Genomic DNA, 15,459 nt, shown 5'->3' with positions numbered 1-15,459 from the left:
CCGGGCAGAGAAATCATGACAAGTGCGGGCATTGCCCGCACTGAATTGTCTGTAGCTTAGCCTTTTGCCAGCAACGGGCGAAAGCTTTGCAGGCCCGTCGGCATAAGTTCGCAACATTTGTTATGCAGAGTGCTTCGAGAGTGAAATTGCCGGCCTTCTGAAGCCTCAAGTCAGGTAGAATGCGCGCCCGGTTTTTGGAGAAGCTCATGACCCTGCTCAAATTCAGCGATGTGTCCCTTGCTTTCGGCGCTATGCCGTTGTTGGACAAGGTGTCCTGGCAGATCGCCCGTGGTGAGCGGGTGTGCATCATCGGCCGCAATGGCACTGGCAAGTCCAGCATGATGAAGCTCGTCAAGGGCGACCAGAAGCCCGATGACGGCTCCGTTTGGCGCGCACCCGGCCTCAAGATTGGCGAATTGCCCCAAGAATTGCCGGTAGCCGACGAGCGGACCGTGTTCGACGTTGTGGCCGAAGGCCTGGACGGTGTGGGCGAGCTGCTTGCGCAATATCACCACCTGAGCCAGAACATCGTCACCGACGCTGATCTGGACAAACTGATGCACGTCCAGCACGACCTCGAAGCCCGCGATGGCTGGCGTTTGCAGCAACTGGTCGACAGCACGTTGAGCCGTCTGCAGTTGCCGGCCGACAAGACCCTCGCCGAATTGTCCGGCGGCTGGCGTCGTCGCGTCCTGCTGGCTCAGGCGCTGGTTTCCGAACCGGACCTGCTGCTGCTCGACGAACCGACCAACCACCTGGACATCGGTGCAATCGCCTGGCTCGAAGAAGCGCTGAAGGATTTCCAGGGCGCCGTGCTGTTCATCACGCACGACCGTTCATTCCTGCAAAACCTCGCGACCCGCATCCTCGAACTGGACCGCGGTGGCCTGATCGACTGGAACGGCGACTACGCCAGTTTCCTTGTGCACAAGGAAGCGTCGCTGGCGGCTGAAGAAACCGCCAATGCGCTGTTCGACAAGAAGCTGGCCCAGGAAGAAGTCTGGATCCGCCAGGGCATCAAGGCACGTCGCACCCGTAACGAAGGCCGCGTCCGCGCATTGAAAGCCTTGCGCGTCGAGCGTAGCGAGCGTCGTGAGCGCACCGGCAAGGCCAATATCCAACTGGATACCGCCGACAAGTCCGGCAAGCAGGTGATGGTCCTCGAGAACGTGAGCTTTGCTCATCCGGGTGGCCCGTTCCTGATCAAGGATTTCTCGATGGTCCTGACGCGCGGCGACCGTATCGGTCTGCTCGGCGCCAACGGTACCGGCAAGACTACGCTGCTGAAGCTGATGCTCAGCGGCCTGCAGCCAACCAGCGGCAAGGTGGAAGAGGGGACGCGCATCGACGTGGCCTACTTCGACCAGTTGCGCCACCAGTTGGACCTGGAAAAGACCGTCATCGACAACGTGGCTGAAGGTCGCGACTTCATCGATATCGATGGTCAGAGCCGTCACGTGCTGAGCTACCTCGGCGACTTCCTGTTCAGCCCGCAGCGTGCCCGCACGCCGGTCAAGGCGCTGTCCGGTGGTGAGCGTGCCCGTCTGTTGCTGGCCAAACTGTTCAGCAAGCCGGCGAACCTGCTGGTCCTCGACGAACCGACCAACGACCTCGACGTTGAGACCCTCGAACTGCTGGAAGAGGTGCTGCTGACCTTCAACGGCACCGTGCTGATGGTCAGTCACGACCGGGCATTCCTCGACAACGTGGTCACCAGCACCCTGGTCTTCGAAGGTGAAGGCAAGGTTCGTGAATACGTCGGTGGTTATCAGGACTGGCTGCGTCAGGGCGGCTCGCCGCGCCTGCTGGGCGTGACCGAGAGCAAGTCCGGCAAAGCCGACCTGACCTCCGCAGTTGTGACAGCTGAAGCTGCGCCCGTCGTTGCGGCTGTTGAAGCGCCAGTGGCAAAGAAGAAGCTCAGCTACAAGTTGCAGCGTGAGCTGGAAATGTTGCCGGGTCAGATCGAAGCCATGGAACAGCAAATTGCTGTGGTTGAAGCGCAAATGGCTGATGCCGGTTTCTATCAGCGACCTGCTGCCGAGTCGGCTGCTGTGATTGCTCAGTTGGAGCAGTTGCAGGCTGAGCTCGACGTGATGGTCGAGCGTTGGGCCGAACTGGATGCTTGATTGATCCAGTAACAAAAAAGCCCGGCGTTCAGTGATGAACGCCGGGCTTTTCGTATGGAATACGATCTACTGGCTGCTGTAGATCCAATGTGGGAGCGAGCCTGCTCGCGATGAGGTCCTGTCAGTCGATATCAATGTTGACTGGCAGGCCGCCATCGCGAGCAGGCTCGCTCCCACAGGGGTTTAGCTTTTGATCAGGCGTACCGCCAGCACGTCGCAAGGAGCGCCGTGCAACACGTCGTTGGCGGTCGACCCCAGTAGCAATGCCAGGCCGTGTCGACCATGGCTGCCCACCACGATCAGGTCGCATTCCTTCTCTTTGGCAAAGAGGTGGATCTCCTGGCGTGGCTGGCCATAGGTCAGGTGGCAGTTGGCGCTTTCGAGTTCCGTGTATTTGCGTTTCAGTTGCTCGAGACGCTCCTTGGCCTGATCGAACTGCTGTTGTTGCAGTTGTGACAGGTCCATGGGGACGTCGCCGCCGAAGGCCATGGCCATTGGCTCGACAATGTGCACCAGGGACAACGTCGCCCCGTTGCTCACCGACAGTTCGCGAGCGCGGTGGATTACAGGGTCGCACTCTTCGGTTAGATCTACAGCGACCAGGATATGGTTGTAGGGCATGAGGTGCTCCTTCTGAGGATTGCAATATTGGTAAGTATGGCTGGTTTCAGCGCATTGGTTTCAAAGTGACCCAAAGCGCCCATCAAGAATCGGGAGTACAGATATGACGGTCTGGATAGTGGTGTCAATCCTGCTAGTGGTGCTGAGCCCGCTGGCATGGTTGCGGCCGTCTCGTGGTCAGAGCGGGCGAATGGCCCTGCGCATGGAGGCGCGACGTATCGGCCTGGCCATGCAGTTAGCGCCCCAAGAGTGGCCGCATTGGCTGAGTCAGGAGCCACCGAGCCCTTGCGCGCAGTACCATCGGCCGCGCCGTGGCAATCAGCCTGCGTGCTGGAGTTACTGGCAAAAATCGCCGGGTGTGTGGGTGAATCAGTGGCAGGAGGTTTGCGAGGATCGAGCGCTACTCAATCATTTCGAAAAGTTGCCAGCCAACGTCTACAAGGTCGAGGCGGACAAGCAGATGATCACCCTGTATTGGGGCGAGAAGGGCGAGGCTACGGTGTTGCAAGACATTGACGCAGTGCTGAAAGCGCTGGCGTAAGCCGAGGATATTTCGCGCTGCAATGGCACGAAATGGCGCAGACAGACAATAAAAAGCCCGACATCATCATCGGGCTGGAGTTGGCCAGGCAGGCCGGTAATTCGCTGTAGGGCTGTTCTTACGCTGGGCATTCGCCCAAAACGTTCACATTTTTTCTTCGGGTTCGTGCCAGCGTAGCTTGTTAAACGCGGGCTGCAGCGAATTAGGGCGAATTTTCTAACTATTGATTCTATGAATGATCTCGCATCCATTCGTGTGTTGTAGATCTTCGCAGTACGGAAGTGACCGCAAAGTCGCGTTTCAACCCGTATTTTGGGCGATTGACAATTGTCGGAAATTCCGTGAAGGTGGCGTACCCAAATCAAACGGGCGTATGAATTGAGCGTTTGTATTTCAGACCGCTCCTACAGAATCCCGACTATCGCGTTGGCGGGTGTGCCGGGTGGATTGGCGTAGCATTGACGTTTAACGTCCTGCCGAGCCATTCGCCTGCGTCCGACGTGTACTGTTCAGCTTCCATATCGTGGAGATCAGTTGATGATTTACGAAGGTAAAGCCATCACGGTTAAGGCTCTTGAAAGTGGCATCGTCGAATTGAAATTCGACCTCAAGGGTGAGTCCGTCAACAAGTTCAACCGTCTAACCCTGAACGAACTGCGTCAGGCTGTAGACACCATCAAGGCAGATGCTTCGATCAAGGGCGTGATCGTCAGCAGTGGCAAGGACGTGTTCATCGTCGGTGCCGACATCACCGAATTTGTCGAAAACTTCAAGCTGCCTGATGCCGAGCTCGTTGCTGGCAATCTGGAAGCCAACAAGATTTTCAGCGATTTCGAAGACCTCAACGTCCCGACTGTCGCGGCAATCAACGGCATCGCCCTGGGTGGCGGTCTGGAAATGTGCCTGGCAGCGGACTACCGCGTCATGTCCACCAATGCCAAGATTGGTCTGCCGGAAGTCAAACTGGGCATCTACCCAGGCTTCGGCGGTACTGTGCGTCTGCCGCGCCTCATCGGTGCCGACAACGCCATCGAGTGGATTGCCGCCGGCAAGGAAAATCGTCCTGAAGACGCGCTGAAAGTCGGCGCTGTGGACGCAGTGGTTGCTCCTGAGAAGCTGCAAGAAGCAGCTCTGGAGCTGATCAAGGGTGCCATTTCCGGCGAATTTGATTACAAGGCCAAGCGTCAGCCGAAGCTGGAAAAGCTGAAGCTGAACGCCATTGAACAAATGATGGCTTTCGAAACCGCCAAAGGTTTCGTAGCAGGTCAGGCTGGCCCGAACTACCCGGCGCCGGTTGAAGCGATCAAGACCATCCAGAAAGCCGCGAACTTCGGTCGCGACAAAGCGCTGGAAGTCGAAGCTGCAGGTTTCGTCAAACTGGCCAAGACCTCTGCCGCGCAGAGCTTGATCGGTCTGTTCCTGAACGATCAGGAACTGAAGAAAAAGGCCAAGGCCTACGACGAAATCGCTAAAGACGTGAAGCAGGCTGCCGTATTGGGCGCTGGCATCATGGGTGGCGGTATCGCCTATCAGTCGGCCTCCAAAGGTACGCCGATCCTGATGAAGGACATCAACGAGCACGGCATCGAGCAAGGCCTGGCTGAAGCCGCCAAGCTGCTGGTCGGTCGCGTTGATAAAGGTCGCATGACCGCGGCAAAAATGGCTGAAGTGCTCAACGGCATCCGTCCGACCCTGTCCTACGGTGATTTCGGTCACGTGGATCTGGTGGTTGAAGCCGTCGTCGAGAACCCCAAGGTCAAGCAAGCCGTTCTGGCAGAAGTGGAAGACAAGGTCAAAGAGGACACCATCCTCGCGTCCAACACCTCGACCATTTCCATCACCTTGCTGGCCAAAGCCCTCAAGCGTCCAGAAAACTTCGTCGGCATGCACTTCTTCAACCCGGTGCACATGATGCCGCTGGTTGAAGTGATTCGTGGCGAGAAGTCCAGCGAAGTGGCCGTTGCCACCACCGTTGCCTACGCCAAGAAAATGGGCAAGAACCCGATCGTCGTCAACGACTGCCCGGGCTTCCTGGTCAACCGCGTACTGTTCCCGTACTTCGGCGGTTTCGCCAAGCTGGTCAGCGCCGGTGTGGACTTCGTCCGCATCGACAAGATCATGGAAAAATTCGGCTGGCCGATGGGCCCGGCGTACCTGATGGACGTGGTCGGCATCGACACCGGTCACCACGGTCGTGACGTCATGGCTGAAGGCTTCCCGGATCGCATGAAAGACGACCGCCGTTCGGCTGTCGACGTGCTCTACGAAGCCAAGCGCCTGGGCCAGAAAAATGGCAAGGGCTTCTACGCCTACGAGACCGACAAGCGCGGCAAGCAGAAGAAAGTCGCCGATCCTTCGGTACTGGAAGTGCTCAAGCCGATCGTTTACGAGCAGCGCGAAGTCACCGACGAAGACATCATCAACTGGATGATGATCCCGCTGTGCCTGGAAACCGTGCGTTGCCTGGAAGACGGCATTGTTGAAACCGCTGCCGAAGCCGACATGGGTCTGGTCTACGGTATTGGTTTCCCTCCATTCCGTGGCGGTGCACTGCGCTACATCGATTCGATCGGTGTTGCCGAGTTCGTTGCCCTGGCTGACCAGTACGCTGATTTGGGCGCGCTGTACCACCCGACCGAGAAGCTGCGCGAAATGGCCAAAAACGGCCAGAGCTTCTTCGGTTAAGCGCCCCCAACTAGAGTGAGAGTGAACTTATGAGCTTGAATCCTAGAGACGTCGTGATTGTCGACTTCGGTCGTACTCCGATGGGCCGCTCCAAGGGCGGCATGCACCGCAACACCCGCGCCGAAGACATGTCGGCGCACCTGATCAGCAAATTGCTGGAACGCAACGTCAAGGTCGACCCGAGCGAAGTCGAAGACGTGATCTGGGGCTGTGTAAACCAGACCCTGGAGCAGGGCTGGAACATCGCTCGCATGGCGTCCCTGATGACTCAGATCCCGCACACTGCTGCCGGTCAGACCGTCAGCCGTCTGTGTGGCTCGTCGATGAGCGCACTGCACACTGCCGCGCAAGCGATCATGACTGGCAACGGTGACGTGTTCGTCGTCGGCGGCGTCGAGCACATGGGCCACGTGAGCATGATGCACGGTGTCGATCCGAACCCGCACATGTCCCTGTACGCGGCGAAAGCCTCGGGCATGATGGGCCTGACCGCTGAAATGCTGGGCAAAATGCACGGTATCACTCGCGAACAACAGGACGCTTTCGGCGTGCGCTCCCACCAGCTCGCTCATAAAGCGACGCTGGAGGGCAAGTTCAAAGACGAAATCATCCCGATGCAGGGCTACGATGAGAATGGTTTCCTGAAACTGTTCGACTACGACGAGACCATTCGTCCGGAAACCACCCTGGAAAGCCTGGCGGCTCTTAAGCCAGCGTTTAACCCGAAGGGCGGCACCGTGACAGCCGGTACCTCATCGCAGATCACCGACGGTGCTTCGTGCATGATCGTGATGTCGGCGCAGCGTGCACAGGACCTGGGCATCCAGCCTATGGCCGTGATTCGTTCGATGGCAGTGGCAGGTGTGGATCCGGCAATCATGGGCTATGGTCCAGTACCGGCTACACAAAAAGCACTGAAGCGCGCGGGCCTTGGTATTAACGATATCGACTTCTTTGAGCTCAACGAAGCTTTCGCCGCACAGGCCCTGCCAGTGCTGAAAGATCTGAAAGTGCTCGACAAGATGAACGAGAAGGTTAACCTGCACGGCGGCGCGATCGCCCTGGGTCATCCATTCGGTTGCTCCGGTGCACGTATCTCCGGCACGCTGTTGAACGTGATGAAGCAAAATGGCGGCACCTTCGGGGTGGCTACCATGTGCATTGGTCTCGGCCAAGGCATCTCCACCGTCTTCGAACGCGTTTAAGCGTTCCGTTGACGGAAGCCGGGGCCAAGTGCCCCGGTTTTTGTTTTTCTGAATTTATTTGTTTTTATTTTAAAAAGATTTGAGTGAGGGCCAAAGCATGCCGATACAACCTGGGCTCTATGAACATTACAAAGGTCCGCAGTACCGCGTATTCGCTGTTGCGCGGCATTCGGAAACCGAAGAGGAAGTGGTCTTCTATCAAGCCCTGTATGGCGATTACGGCTTTTGGGTGCGTCCCTTGAGCATGTTCCTGGAGTCGGTCGAAGTTGACGGTGAACAGGTGCCACGCTTTGCTTTGGTGCAAGCCGAACCGAGCGTTTTTCCGAAGTCATAAGGGGAGTGCGCGCAGAACCCTGCGCTTGACCTCACCTTGTAGCCACTATATATAGCGGTGCCGCGTCAGGCGCCAACCGCCTTTCACTTCTAGAATTCAGGAATTTTCTGATCCATGGGCAAATCGCTGGTCATTGTGGAATCCCCGGCTAAGGCCAAGACCATCAACAAGTATCTGGGTAACCAATACGTGGTGAAGTCGAGTATCGGCCATATCCGAGACCTGCCCACCAGCGGTTCGGCTAGCGCCAGCAAAGAGCCAGCCGCCAAGCGCGGCAAGGCCGCCGCGGGTGAAGGTCCGGTGCTCACACCGAAAGAGAAAGCGCGCAAGCAGCTGGTCTCGCGCATGGGCGTCGATCCCGATCATGGCTGGAAAGCCAAGTACGAGATCCTCCCGGGCAAGGAAAAAGTCATCGAAGAGCTGCGCCGGCTCGCCAAAGATGCTGACACCATCTATCTCGCAACCGACTTGGATCGCGAGGGGGAAGCCATTGCCTGGCACCTGCGCGAAGCCATCGGTGGTGACGACAGCCGCTACAAGCGCGTGGTGTTCAACGAAATCACCAAGAAGGCGATTCAGGAAGCCTTCTCCAAGCCGGGCGAGCTGGATATCGACCGTGTAAACGCCCAACAGGCGCGTCGTTTCCTCGACCGCGTTGTGGGTTACATGGTTTCGCCGTTGCTGTGGGCCAAGATCGCCCGTGGCCTGTCCGCCGGTCGTGTGCAGTCGGTGGCGGTAAAACTGGTTGTTGAGCGCGAACGTGAAATCCGTGCGTTCAACCCGGAAGAATACTGGGAAGTCCACGCTGACCTCGGCACCGCCAAGGGCGCGACTGTGCGCTTTGACGTGGCTCGCGAGAAAGGCGAAGCCTTCAAGCCGCTCAACGAAACCCAGGCCATGGCCGCGCTGGAAAAGCTCAAGGCTTCCAACTACAGCATCGTCAAGCGTGAAGACAAGCCGACCAGCAGCAAGCCGTCGGCCCCGTTCATCACCTCCACGTTGCAACAGGCTGCGAGCAATCGCCTGGGCTTCGGCGTGAAGAAAACCATGATGATGGCCCAGCGTCTGTACGAAGCCGGCTACATCACGTACATGCGTACTGACTCCACCAACCTCTCGGCCGATGCCGTGACGATGGCGCGCACTTATATTGAAGGCGAATTCGGCAAGAAGTACCTGCCGGAAACCCCGAACGTCTACAGCAGCAAGGAAGGCGCACAAGAGGCTCACGAAGCGATTCGTCCCTCCGATGCCAACACCGAGCCGAGCAAGCTGTCGGGCATGGAGCGTGATGCTGAGCGGCTCTACGAGCTGATCTGGCGTCAGTTCCTCGCTTGCCAGATGCTGCCGGCGCAATACCTGTCGACCACCGTCACCGTCGGTGCTGGCGATTTCGAGCTGCGTGCCAAGGGCCGCATCCTCAAGTTCGATGGTTACACCCGCGTCATGCCGCAAATTGCCAAGCCGGGCGACGACGATGTGCTGCCGGACATGGCTCAGGGCGACGCGATGAAGCTGATCAAGCTTGATCCGACCCAGCACTTCACCAAGCCGCCTGCGCGCTACTCGGAAGCGAGCCTGGTTAAAGAAATGGAAAAACGCGGTATCGGTCGTCCTTCGACCTACGCGGCGATCATTTCGACCATCCAGGACCGTGGCTATGTCGCGCTGCATAACCGTCGTTTCTATTCGGAAAAGATGGGCGACATCGTCACTGAGCGTCTGTCCGAGAGTTTCTCCAATCTCATGGACTACGGCTTCACCGCCGGCATGGAAGAGCACCTCGATGACGTGGCCCAAGGTGAGCGCGACTGGAAAAACGTGTTGGACGAGTTCTACGGCGACTTCAAGAAGAAGCTCGAAGTAGCCGAAAGCCCGGAAAGCGGCATGCGTGCCAACCAGCCGGTCATGACCGACATTCCGTGCCTGACCTGTGGCCGCCCAATGCAGATTCGTACGGCCTCGACGGGCGTGTTCCTCGGCTGCTCGGGCTACAGCCTGCCGCCGAAAGAGCGCTGCAAGGCCACCGTCAATCTGGTGCCGGGTGATGAAATCGCCGCGGACGACGAAGGTGAATCCGAGTCGCTGGTTCTGCGTGGCAAGCACCGCTGCCCGATCTGTAGCACGGCGATGGACGCTTACCTGCTCGACGAGAAGCGCAAGCTGCACATCTGCGGTAACAACCCGGATTGCTCTGGTTACGAAATCGAAGAGGGCACCTATCGCATTAAAGGCTATGAAGGTCCGAGCCTGGAATGTGACAAGTGCGGCAGCGAGATGCAGCTCAAGACCGGCCGTTTCGGCAAGTTCTTCGGTTGCACCAACGCGACGTGCAAGAACACCCGCAAACTGCTGAAGAGCGGTGACGCAGCGCCGCCGAAAATGGACCCGGTGAAGATGCCTGAGCTGAAATGCGAAAAGGTCAACGACACCTACATCCTGCGCGACGGTGCTTCCGGCCTGTTCCTGGCGGCCAGCCAATTCCCGAAAAACCGCGAGACCCGTGCTCCGCTGGTCATGGAAATTGTTCCGCACAAGGACGAGATCGATCCGAAGTATCACTTCCTCTGCGAAGCACCGAAGAAAGATCCGGACGGTCTCCCTGCGGTGATCCGTTATAGCCGCAAGACCAAAGAGCAGTATGTGCAGACAGAAGTCGACGGTAAGCCGACTGGCTGGAAGGCGTACTACGACGGCGGCAAGTGGAAGGTTGAAGACAAGCGTCCTGCAGCCAAAGCTTAAAGCGCTGTACACAAAAGGCCGCATGACAACCCTCGGGTTTTCATGCGGCCTTTTTGTTTTGTGCTTGCGGGAGGCCGAGGAGATCCACGACACTGTCTGACCTGCGTGAAGCAATTATTTCGTTGTGGAGGCTGCCGTCATGGCCCACGAACTCTATACCCGTACCAATCAGAAGATTTATTTCGCCGGCCTGTCGCTGGAAGCGCTCGCCAGGGCCGAAGAGGGGCGGGCAATGAACTCTCTGGCGCTGATCCAGGCGGGTCGCGAATCGGCGTTGTTTCACCTGTACGGTGCCCTACTGGGGCTGTGTCATGAAATCGCCGGGTTCTATCGACTACCGCAGGCCAATGCACCTCGGGCTGAGTTGTTGCTGACTCGTGAAGTGCTCGAAACCATTGCCATTCCTGAAATGGCTGAGATGGTCGAGCTCGCGCAAAACCCTGAAACCTGGCTGGCCAAGCTGTTGGCGGCCCATGCGGCGCTGTTTCAACCTCCTCGCGTCCCGCACAAACCTAAAGGCGACGTGACTCAGCCGCTGATCCTGGCCGTTAACCTGGATGAAGAAGAGGCGCCTAAAGAGTTAAGCCGGGAAGAGCTGGAAAGCTGGCGTCAGAACCTCAAGGGGCTGGCTATCCGGTTTCGCGAAGGGTTAAACGAGTGCTGAAAGATTAAGTGGTAAGACGGATGCCCCGGTGGGGTGTCCGCTCAGGGACGAGTGCAAAAAGTTATTTCCTCGCCATGACATCTGGTCAAGTTGCCGAGCGAAGCCTGACCGATGCCTATATAATCCCCGCCTTTCGTGGAGAACAAACCTTTATGCCAACGTCCTTTCTAGAAATTGTCGAGTTACCAGACGGCCGTATCGAGCTGCGCAGGGCCGAGGACGAGGGTTCTCTGGTTACTTTGGATTTCTCCGAGGATGCCAAAGCATTCCTGCAAGGTCAGTACGTGGAAGTCGCCAAGGCGATGTTGAGCGTCGGCGTTCAGATGGCAGGACGCCTGGTTGAAGGCGAATTTGATAAAGATCAGGGTTCTCGCGTCCTTCACTGATCCCGCCCGTCGGATTACGGGAATCGCTACAAGTCGGCTTCTCTATCCTTGGAGAAGCCCCGCGCAGTTCAATGCGCGCATTGTTTCTCGGTTAGCCCAATCGAATATTCAAGCTCTGTGCGTCCCCGGTTCGGGCGGCGCTGATCAGCTGTTGCCGTGAAGTCGTGTTCAATGGGTTCAGCCAGCTGACTACCGTGTGGCTGCGGCCCAGGCGCAAGGCTTCGCAAGTCAACTGTTGGGCGCTCTGAGTGCCGCGAGGTTGCAGCAGCAAAATGCGTTCGCGGTTAAGACCGGCGTCCCGCAGCCAGGCCTGGGTCAGGCTTGCTGGCGGGGCAATCAATGTTAGCCAGCGTGCGTCCTGGTCCTGACTCAGTTCCCTGAGAATCGGTGCCAGAAGGTTCAGGCAGTTCCCGGCTGCACCACGTAGCGACAGCTCACTGAAGACTTCGGGCTCGGCGCTCCACGGCGACTCGACCACTTCTTTCAGAATCGGCGCCAATGGCTGCGCCATGAACGCCTCGAACAGCGGCAGTTGGGCTTGCTGTGGTGTGTGTGGGAACTGCATAAAGCCTCCTTTAGCGGCGAATCACGCCGACGCTCAAGCCTTCGATCACCAGTTCCTGATCTTTCAGGTTCACTTCGATAGGGGCAAATTCAGGGTTTTCGGCAAGCAACCAGACCTTGCTGCCATCACGCTTGAAGCGCTTGACCGTCACTTCGTCGCCGATTCGCGCAACCACGATCTGGCCGTTACGGGCTTCACGCGTGGTGTGCACGGCCAGAAGGTCTCCGTCGAAAATACCGACGTCCTTCATGCTCATGCCATGAACACGCAGTAAATAGTCGGCGCGCGGATGGAAGAAAGCAGGGTTGATGTTGCAGGACTCTTCGATGTGCTGCTGGGCCAGAATGGGAGCGCCGGCGGCCACTCGACCAATGATCGGCAGGGTGGACTCGTCGTTCTTGGCTTCGAAACCTGGAATGCGAATGCCGCGGGAAGCGCCCGGGGTCATCTCGATGGCGCCTTTGCGGGCCAGCGCCTTCAGGTGTTCTTCTGCCGCGTTGGGCGACTTGAAACCCAGTTCCTGAGCGATTTCCGCGCGGGTCGGCGGGTAGCCGTTGTCTTCGAGGCAGCGTTTGATGAAGGCCAGAATCTCTGCTTGGCGTGGCGTCAGCTTTAGCATTTTGATCGCTCTGTCTTTTTATACAGTGACTGGGATTATATACAGTGAAAGCATCTTGGCAATGCCCCTTTTTTTGCAGGCCGCCGGACGGTCGATCTGTCCGCCGCTTGAAGCTTTGCCGTTGTGTGGTTAAATAGCTGACCGACCATTCCCAAAACGAACGGCCAAGCTTGACAATACACAGGCTGAAACGTATGTTTCAAACAAGTGTTTGTCAGGCGGAGTAGCCATGGCCCAGTCGGAAACCGTTGAACGCATTCTCGATGCTGCCGAGCAGTTGTTCGCGGAAAAAGGTTTCGCTGAAACCTCGTTGCGTCTGATCACCAGCAAGGCCGGTGTGAATCTGGCGGCGGTGAACTATCACTTCGGCTCCAAGAAGGCATTGATTCAAGCCGTTTTTTCCCGCTTCCTCGGGCCGTTCTGCATTAGCCTCGATAAAGAGCTGGAGCGGCGTCAGGCCAAGCCTGAAAACAAGCCGACACTTGAAGAGCTGCTGGAAATCCTCGTCGAGCAAGCTCTTGTCGTGCAGCCGCGTAGCGGTAACGACCTTTCCATCTTTATGCGTCTGCTGGGTCTGGCGTTCAGTCAGAGCCAGGGCCACTTGCGTCGTTATCTGGAAGACATGTACGGCAAAGTGTTCCGCCGGTACATGATGCTGGTCAACGAAGCCGCGCCACGTATCCCTCCGATCGAGTTGTTCTGGCGCGTGCACTTCATGCTGGGTGCTGCGGCGTTCAGCATGTCGGGGATCAAGGCTCTGCGCGCGATTGCCGAGACCGATTTCGGCGTCAACACCTCCATTGAGCAGGTGATGCGCTTGATGGTGCCGTTCCTGGCCGCGGGCATGCGTGCTGAAACCGGCGTGACCGACACGACCATGGCCGCCGCACAGCTGCGTCCACGTAGCAAGTCCGCCTCGGCTGCCGCCAAGGTTTAACCGCGCACGGGTGGGCGCGGCAGCTGACATCCGCTAAGCTAGCCGCCCATGCCGACTCTCGTTCTGAACCCGTCCCCCATTTGTATCGCCGACCTGCCGGGCATTGCCCAAGGTGGTGCATGTGCGCGGGCCGGGTTTCTCGTTCTCAAGGAATCTCTATGACTGCTGGCCTGCAAGGCTCGTTGATGGTGGACGTCGCCGGTACCTGGCTGACGGCTGAAGATCGCCAATTGTTGCGTCAGCCTGAAGTGGGCGGCTTGATCATTTTTGCCCGCAACATCGAAAACCCGCGTCAGGTGCGCGAGTTGAGCGCCGCGATTCGCGCTATTCGTCCCGATTTATTGCTGGCGGTGGATCAGGAGGGCGGCCGCGTTCAGCGTTTGCGCCAAGGCTTCGTACGACTGCCAGCCATGCGCGCCATCGCCGACAATCCGAACGCCGAATACCTGGCTGAGCAGTGTGGCTGGATCATGGCCACCGAAGTGCTCGCCGTCGGTCTCGACCTCAGTTTCGCTCCGGTGCTGGATCTGGATTACCAGCGCAGCGCTGTTGTCGGGACCCGTTCGTTCGAGGGTGATCCGGAGCGCGCAGCGCTGCTGGCCGGTGCATTCATCCGTGGCATGAACAGTGCCGGTATGGCCGCCACTGGCAAACATTTCCCCGGTCATGGCTGGGCTGAGGCGGATTCCCACGTCGCCATCCCGAATGACGAGCGCAGCCTCGACGAGATCCGCGCCAATGACCTGGTGCCGTTCGCCAAATTGAGCAAACAACTGGCCGCCGTCATGCCGGCCCACGTTATTTACCCGCAAGTCGACGCCCAGCCTGCCGGCTTCTCCCGCCGCTGGTTGCAGGACATCCTTCGCGGCGAGCTGCAATTCGATGGCGTGATCTTCAGCGATGACCTGTCGATGGCCGGTGCCCACGTGGTCGGCGATGCCGCCAGCCGTATCGAAGCCGCGCTGACCGCCGGCTGTGACATGGGCCTGGTGTGCAACGATCGCGCCGCTGCGGAACTGGCGCTGAGCGCCGCCCAGCGCCTGAAGGTCAAGCCGTCCGAGCGTATTGCGCGGATGCGCGGCCAGTCATACGCCAATATCGAATACCGTCAAAACCCACGCTGGCTGGCGGCTGTCGGCGCGCTCAAAGAGGCTCAACTGATCGAATAAGGGCGTGGTGTTATGACGGTTTACGCGATTATCGGTGGCACTGGCCTGACTCAACTCGAAGGCCTGAGCATTCGCCAGTCACTGGTTGTGGACACGCCTTACGGCGCACCCTCGGCTGAAGTGCAGATCGGTGAATACGTCGGCAAGGACGTGCTGTTTCTCGCGCGTCACGGTTATCCGCACCGTTTTCCGCCGCATCAGGTGAACTACCGCGCCAACCTTTGGGCATTGAAGCAGGCCGGCGCGGAAGCGATCCTCGCGGTCAACGCCGTGGGTGGAATTCATACGGCGATGGGCACCGGGCATTTCTGCGTGCCACATCAACTGATCGATTACACCAGCGGTCGCGAACACACCTATTTCGCCGATGACCTGGAACACGTCACCCATATCGACTTCAGCTATCCCTACAGTGAGCCGCTGCGTCAGGAGCTGATCGCGGCGCTGGCGGCTGAAGGCGTGGCTTACAGCAGTCATGGCGTGTACGCCTGCACCCAGGGCCCTCGGCTGGAAACCGTCGCTGAAATCGCGCGCCTTGAGCGTGACGGCTGCGACATCGTGGGCATGACCGGCATGCCGGAAGCGGCGCTGGCGCGTGAACTGGCACTGGACTATGCGTGTCTGGCGCTGGTAGTGAACCCGGCGGCGGGCAAGTCGACGGCGGTGATTACCATGGCCGAGATAGAGCAGGCGTTGCACGACGGGATGGGGAAGGTGAAGTCGACGTTGGCGCGGGTATTGAAGGGGTAAGACAGGTTTTACACCGAGTTGACTCTATCGCGGGCAAGCCACGCTCCCACCGGTTCAGTGATTTCCTGTAGGAGCGTGGCTTGCCCGCGATAGCAATCTGTCTGGCACCATAGAT

Annotated in this window: 14 protein-coding genes; 11 read left to right on the top strand and 3 right to left on the bottom strand. The window is 58.4% G+C overall.

Translation table 11 applies throughout. The annotated features are described in order from the left end of the window. The first annotated feature begins 206 nt into the window (after positions 1–206). A complete protein-coding gene (locus AC1DWM_RS20305; protein ID WP_477795975.1) occupies positions 207–2,126 on the top strand; it encodes an ATP-binding cassette domain-containing protein in 1,920 nt (639 codons plus the stop codon). A gap of 183 nt (positions 2,127–2,309) precedes the next feature. Here the strand turns inward: AC1DWM_RS20305 and AC1DWM_RS20300 are convergent, their stop codons facing one another. Next, positions 2,310–2,747 carry a universal stress protein gene (locus tag AC1DWM_RS20300; RefSeq protein ID WP_477795974.1) on the bottom strand — a complete coding sequence of 146 codons (438 nt, stop codon included), beginning with the start codon at positions 2,745–2,747 and terminating at the stop codon, positions 2,310–2,312. 103 nt (positions 2,748–2,850) lie between these two features. Here AC1DWM_RS20300 and AC1DWM_RS20295 point away from each other — a divergent pair, with 103 nt between their 5' ends. The 7 genes from AC1DWM_RS20295 to AC1DWM_RS20265 all read left to right on the top strand — a co-directional run bounded on the left by AC1DWM_RS20295 (position 2,851) and on the right by AC1DWM_RS20265 (position 11,304). Continuing rightward, a complete protein-coding gene (locus tag AC1DWM_RS20295) occupies positions 2,851–3,288 on the top strand; it encodes a hypothetical protein (protein WP_223511686.1) in 438 nt (145 codons plus the stop codon). A 537-nt stretch (positions 3,289–3,825) separates the two neighbouring features. Beyond that, on the top strand, positions 3,826–5,973 hold the full coding sequence (gene fadB / locus AC1DWM_RS20290; RefSeq protein ID WP_477795973.1) for a fatty acid oxidation complex subunit alpha FadB: 2,148 nt from the start codon (positions 3,826–3,828) through the stop codon (positions 5,971–5,973). A gap of 29 nt (positions 5,974–6,002) precedes the next feature. After that, positions 6,003–7,178 carry an acetyl-CoA C-acyltransferase FadA gene (fadA, locus tag AC1DWM_RS20285; RefSeq protein ID WP_008007076.1) on the top strand — a complete coding sequence of 392 codons (1,176 nt, stop codon included), beginning with the start codon at positions 6,003–6,005 and terminating at the stop codon, positions 7,176–7,178. Between the two features lie 97 nt (positions 7,179–7,275). Continuing rightward, positions 7,276–7,512 (top strand): DUF1653 domain-containing protein, encoded by a 237-nt coding sequence (locus AC1DWM_RS20280; protein ID WP_223511682.1) that lies wholly within the window; start codon positions 7,276–7,278, stop codon positions 7,510–7,512. A 114-nt stretch (positions 7,513–7,626) separates the two neighbouring features. Further along, on the top strand, positions 7,627–10,254 hold the full coding sequence (topA, locus tag AC1DWM_RS20275) for a type I DNA topoisomerase (protein WP_223511680.1): 2,628 nt from the start codon (positions 7,627–7,629) through the stop codon (positions 10,252–10,254). Positions 10,255–10,393: 139 nt separating this feature from the next. Further along, entirely contained in the window at positions 10,394–10,918 is a 525-nt protein-coding gene (locus tag AC1DWM_RS20270) for a DUF6586 family protein (RefSeq protein WP_223511678.1), read from the top strand. 152 nt (positions 10,919–11,070) lie between these two features. Next, a complete protein-coding gene (locus AC1DWM_RS20265; protein WP_007944145.1) occupies positions 11,071–11,304 on the top strand; it encodes a hypothetical protein in 234 nt (77 codons plus the stop codon). Positions 11,305–11,395: 91 nt separating this feature from the next. Here AC1DWM_RS20265 and sulA read toward each other — a convergent pair whose 3' ends face one another. Both sulA and lexA read right to left on the bottom strand, forming a co-directional pair. Continuing rightward, on the bottom strand, positions 11,396–11,869 hold the full coding sequence (sulA, locus tag AC1DWM_RS20260; RefSeq protein ID WP_223511676.1) for an SOS-induced cell division inhibitor SulA: 474 nt from the start codon (positions 11,867–11,869) through the stop codon (positions 11,396–11,398). Between the two features lie 10 nt (positions 11,870–11,879). Continuing rightward, entirely contained in the window at positions 11,880–12,488 is a 609-nt protein-coding gene (lexA, locus tag AC1DWM_RS20255; RefSeq protein WP_223511674.1) for a transcriptional repressor LexA, read from the bottom strand. A 229-nt stretch (positions 12,489–12,717) separates the two neighbouring features. Here lexA and AC1DWM_RS20250 point away from each other — a divergent pair, with 229 nt between their 5' ends. The 3 genes from AC1DWM_RS20250 to AC1DWM_RS20240 all read left to right on the top strand — a co-directional run bounded on the left by AC1DWM_RS20250 (position 12,718) and on the right by AC1DWM_RS20240 (position 15,344). Then, a complete protein-coding gene (locus AC1DWM_RS20250; protein ID WP_223511672.1) occupies positions 12,718–13,425 on the top strand; it encodes a TetR/AcrR family transcriptional regulator in 708 nt (235 codons plus the stop codon). A gap of 158 nt (positions 13,426–13,583) precedes the next feature. Continuing rightward, complete coding sequence (gene nagZ, locus AC1DWM_RS20245) at positions 13,584–14,594, top strand: beta-N-acetylhexosaminidase (RefSeq protein WP_223511670.1); 1,011 nt, start codon at positions 13,584–13,586, stop codon at positions 14,592–14,594. A 12-nt stretch (positions 14,595–14,606) separates the two neighbouring features. Next, entirely contained in the window at positions 14,607–15,344 is a 738-nt protein-coding gene (locus AC1DWM_RS20240) for an S-methyl-5'-thioinosine phosphorylase (protein ID WP_477795972.1), read from the top strand. Positions 15,345–15,459: the final 115 nt, after the last annotated feature.

It is taken from the genome of Pseudomonas sp. P4_C8 (genome assembly GCF_056401975.1).
The sequence above is the reverse complement of the archived record's forward strand: the minus strand, read 5'-3'. Positions and strand labels throughout refer to the sequence as shown.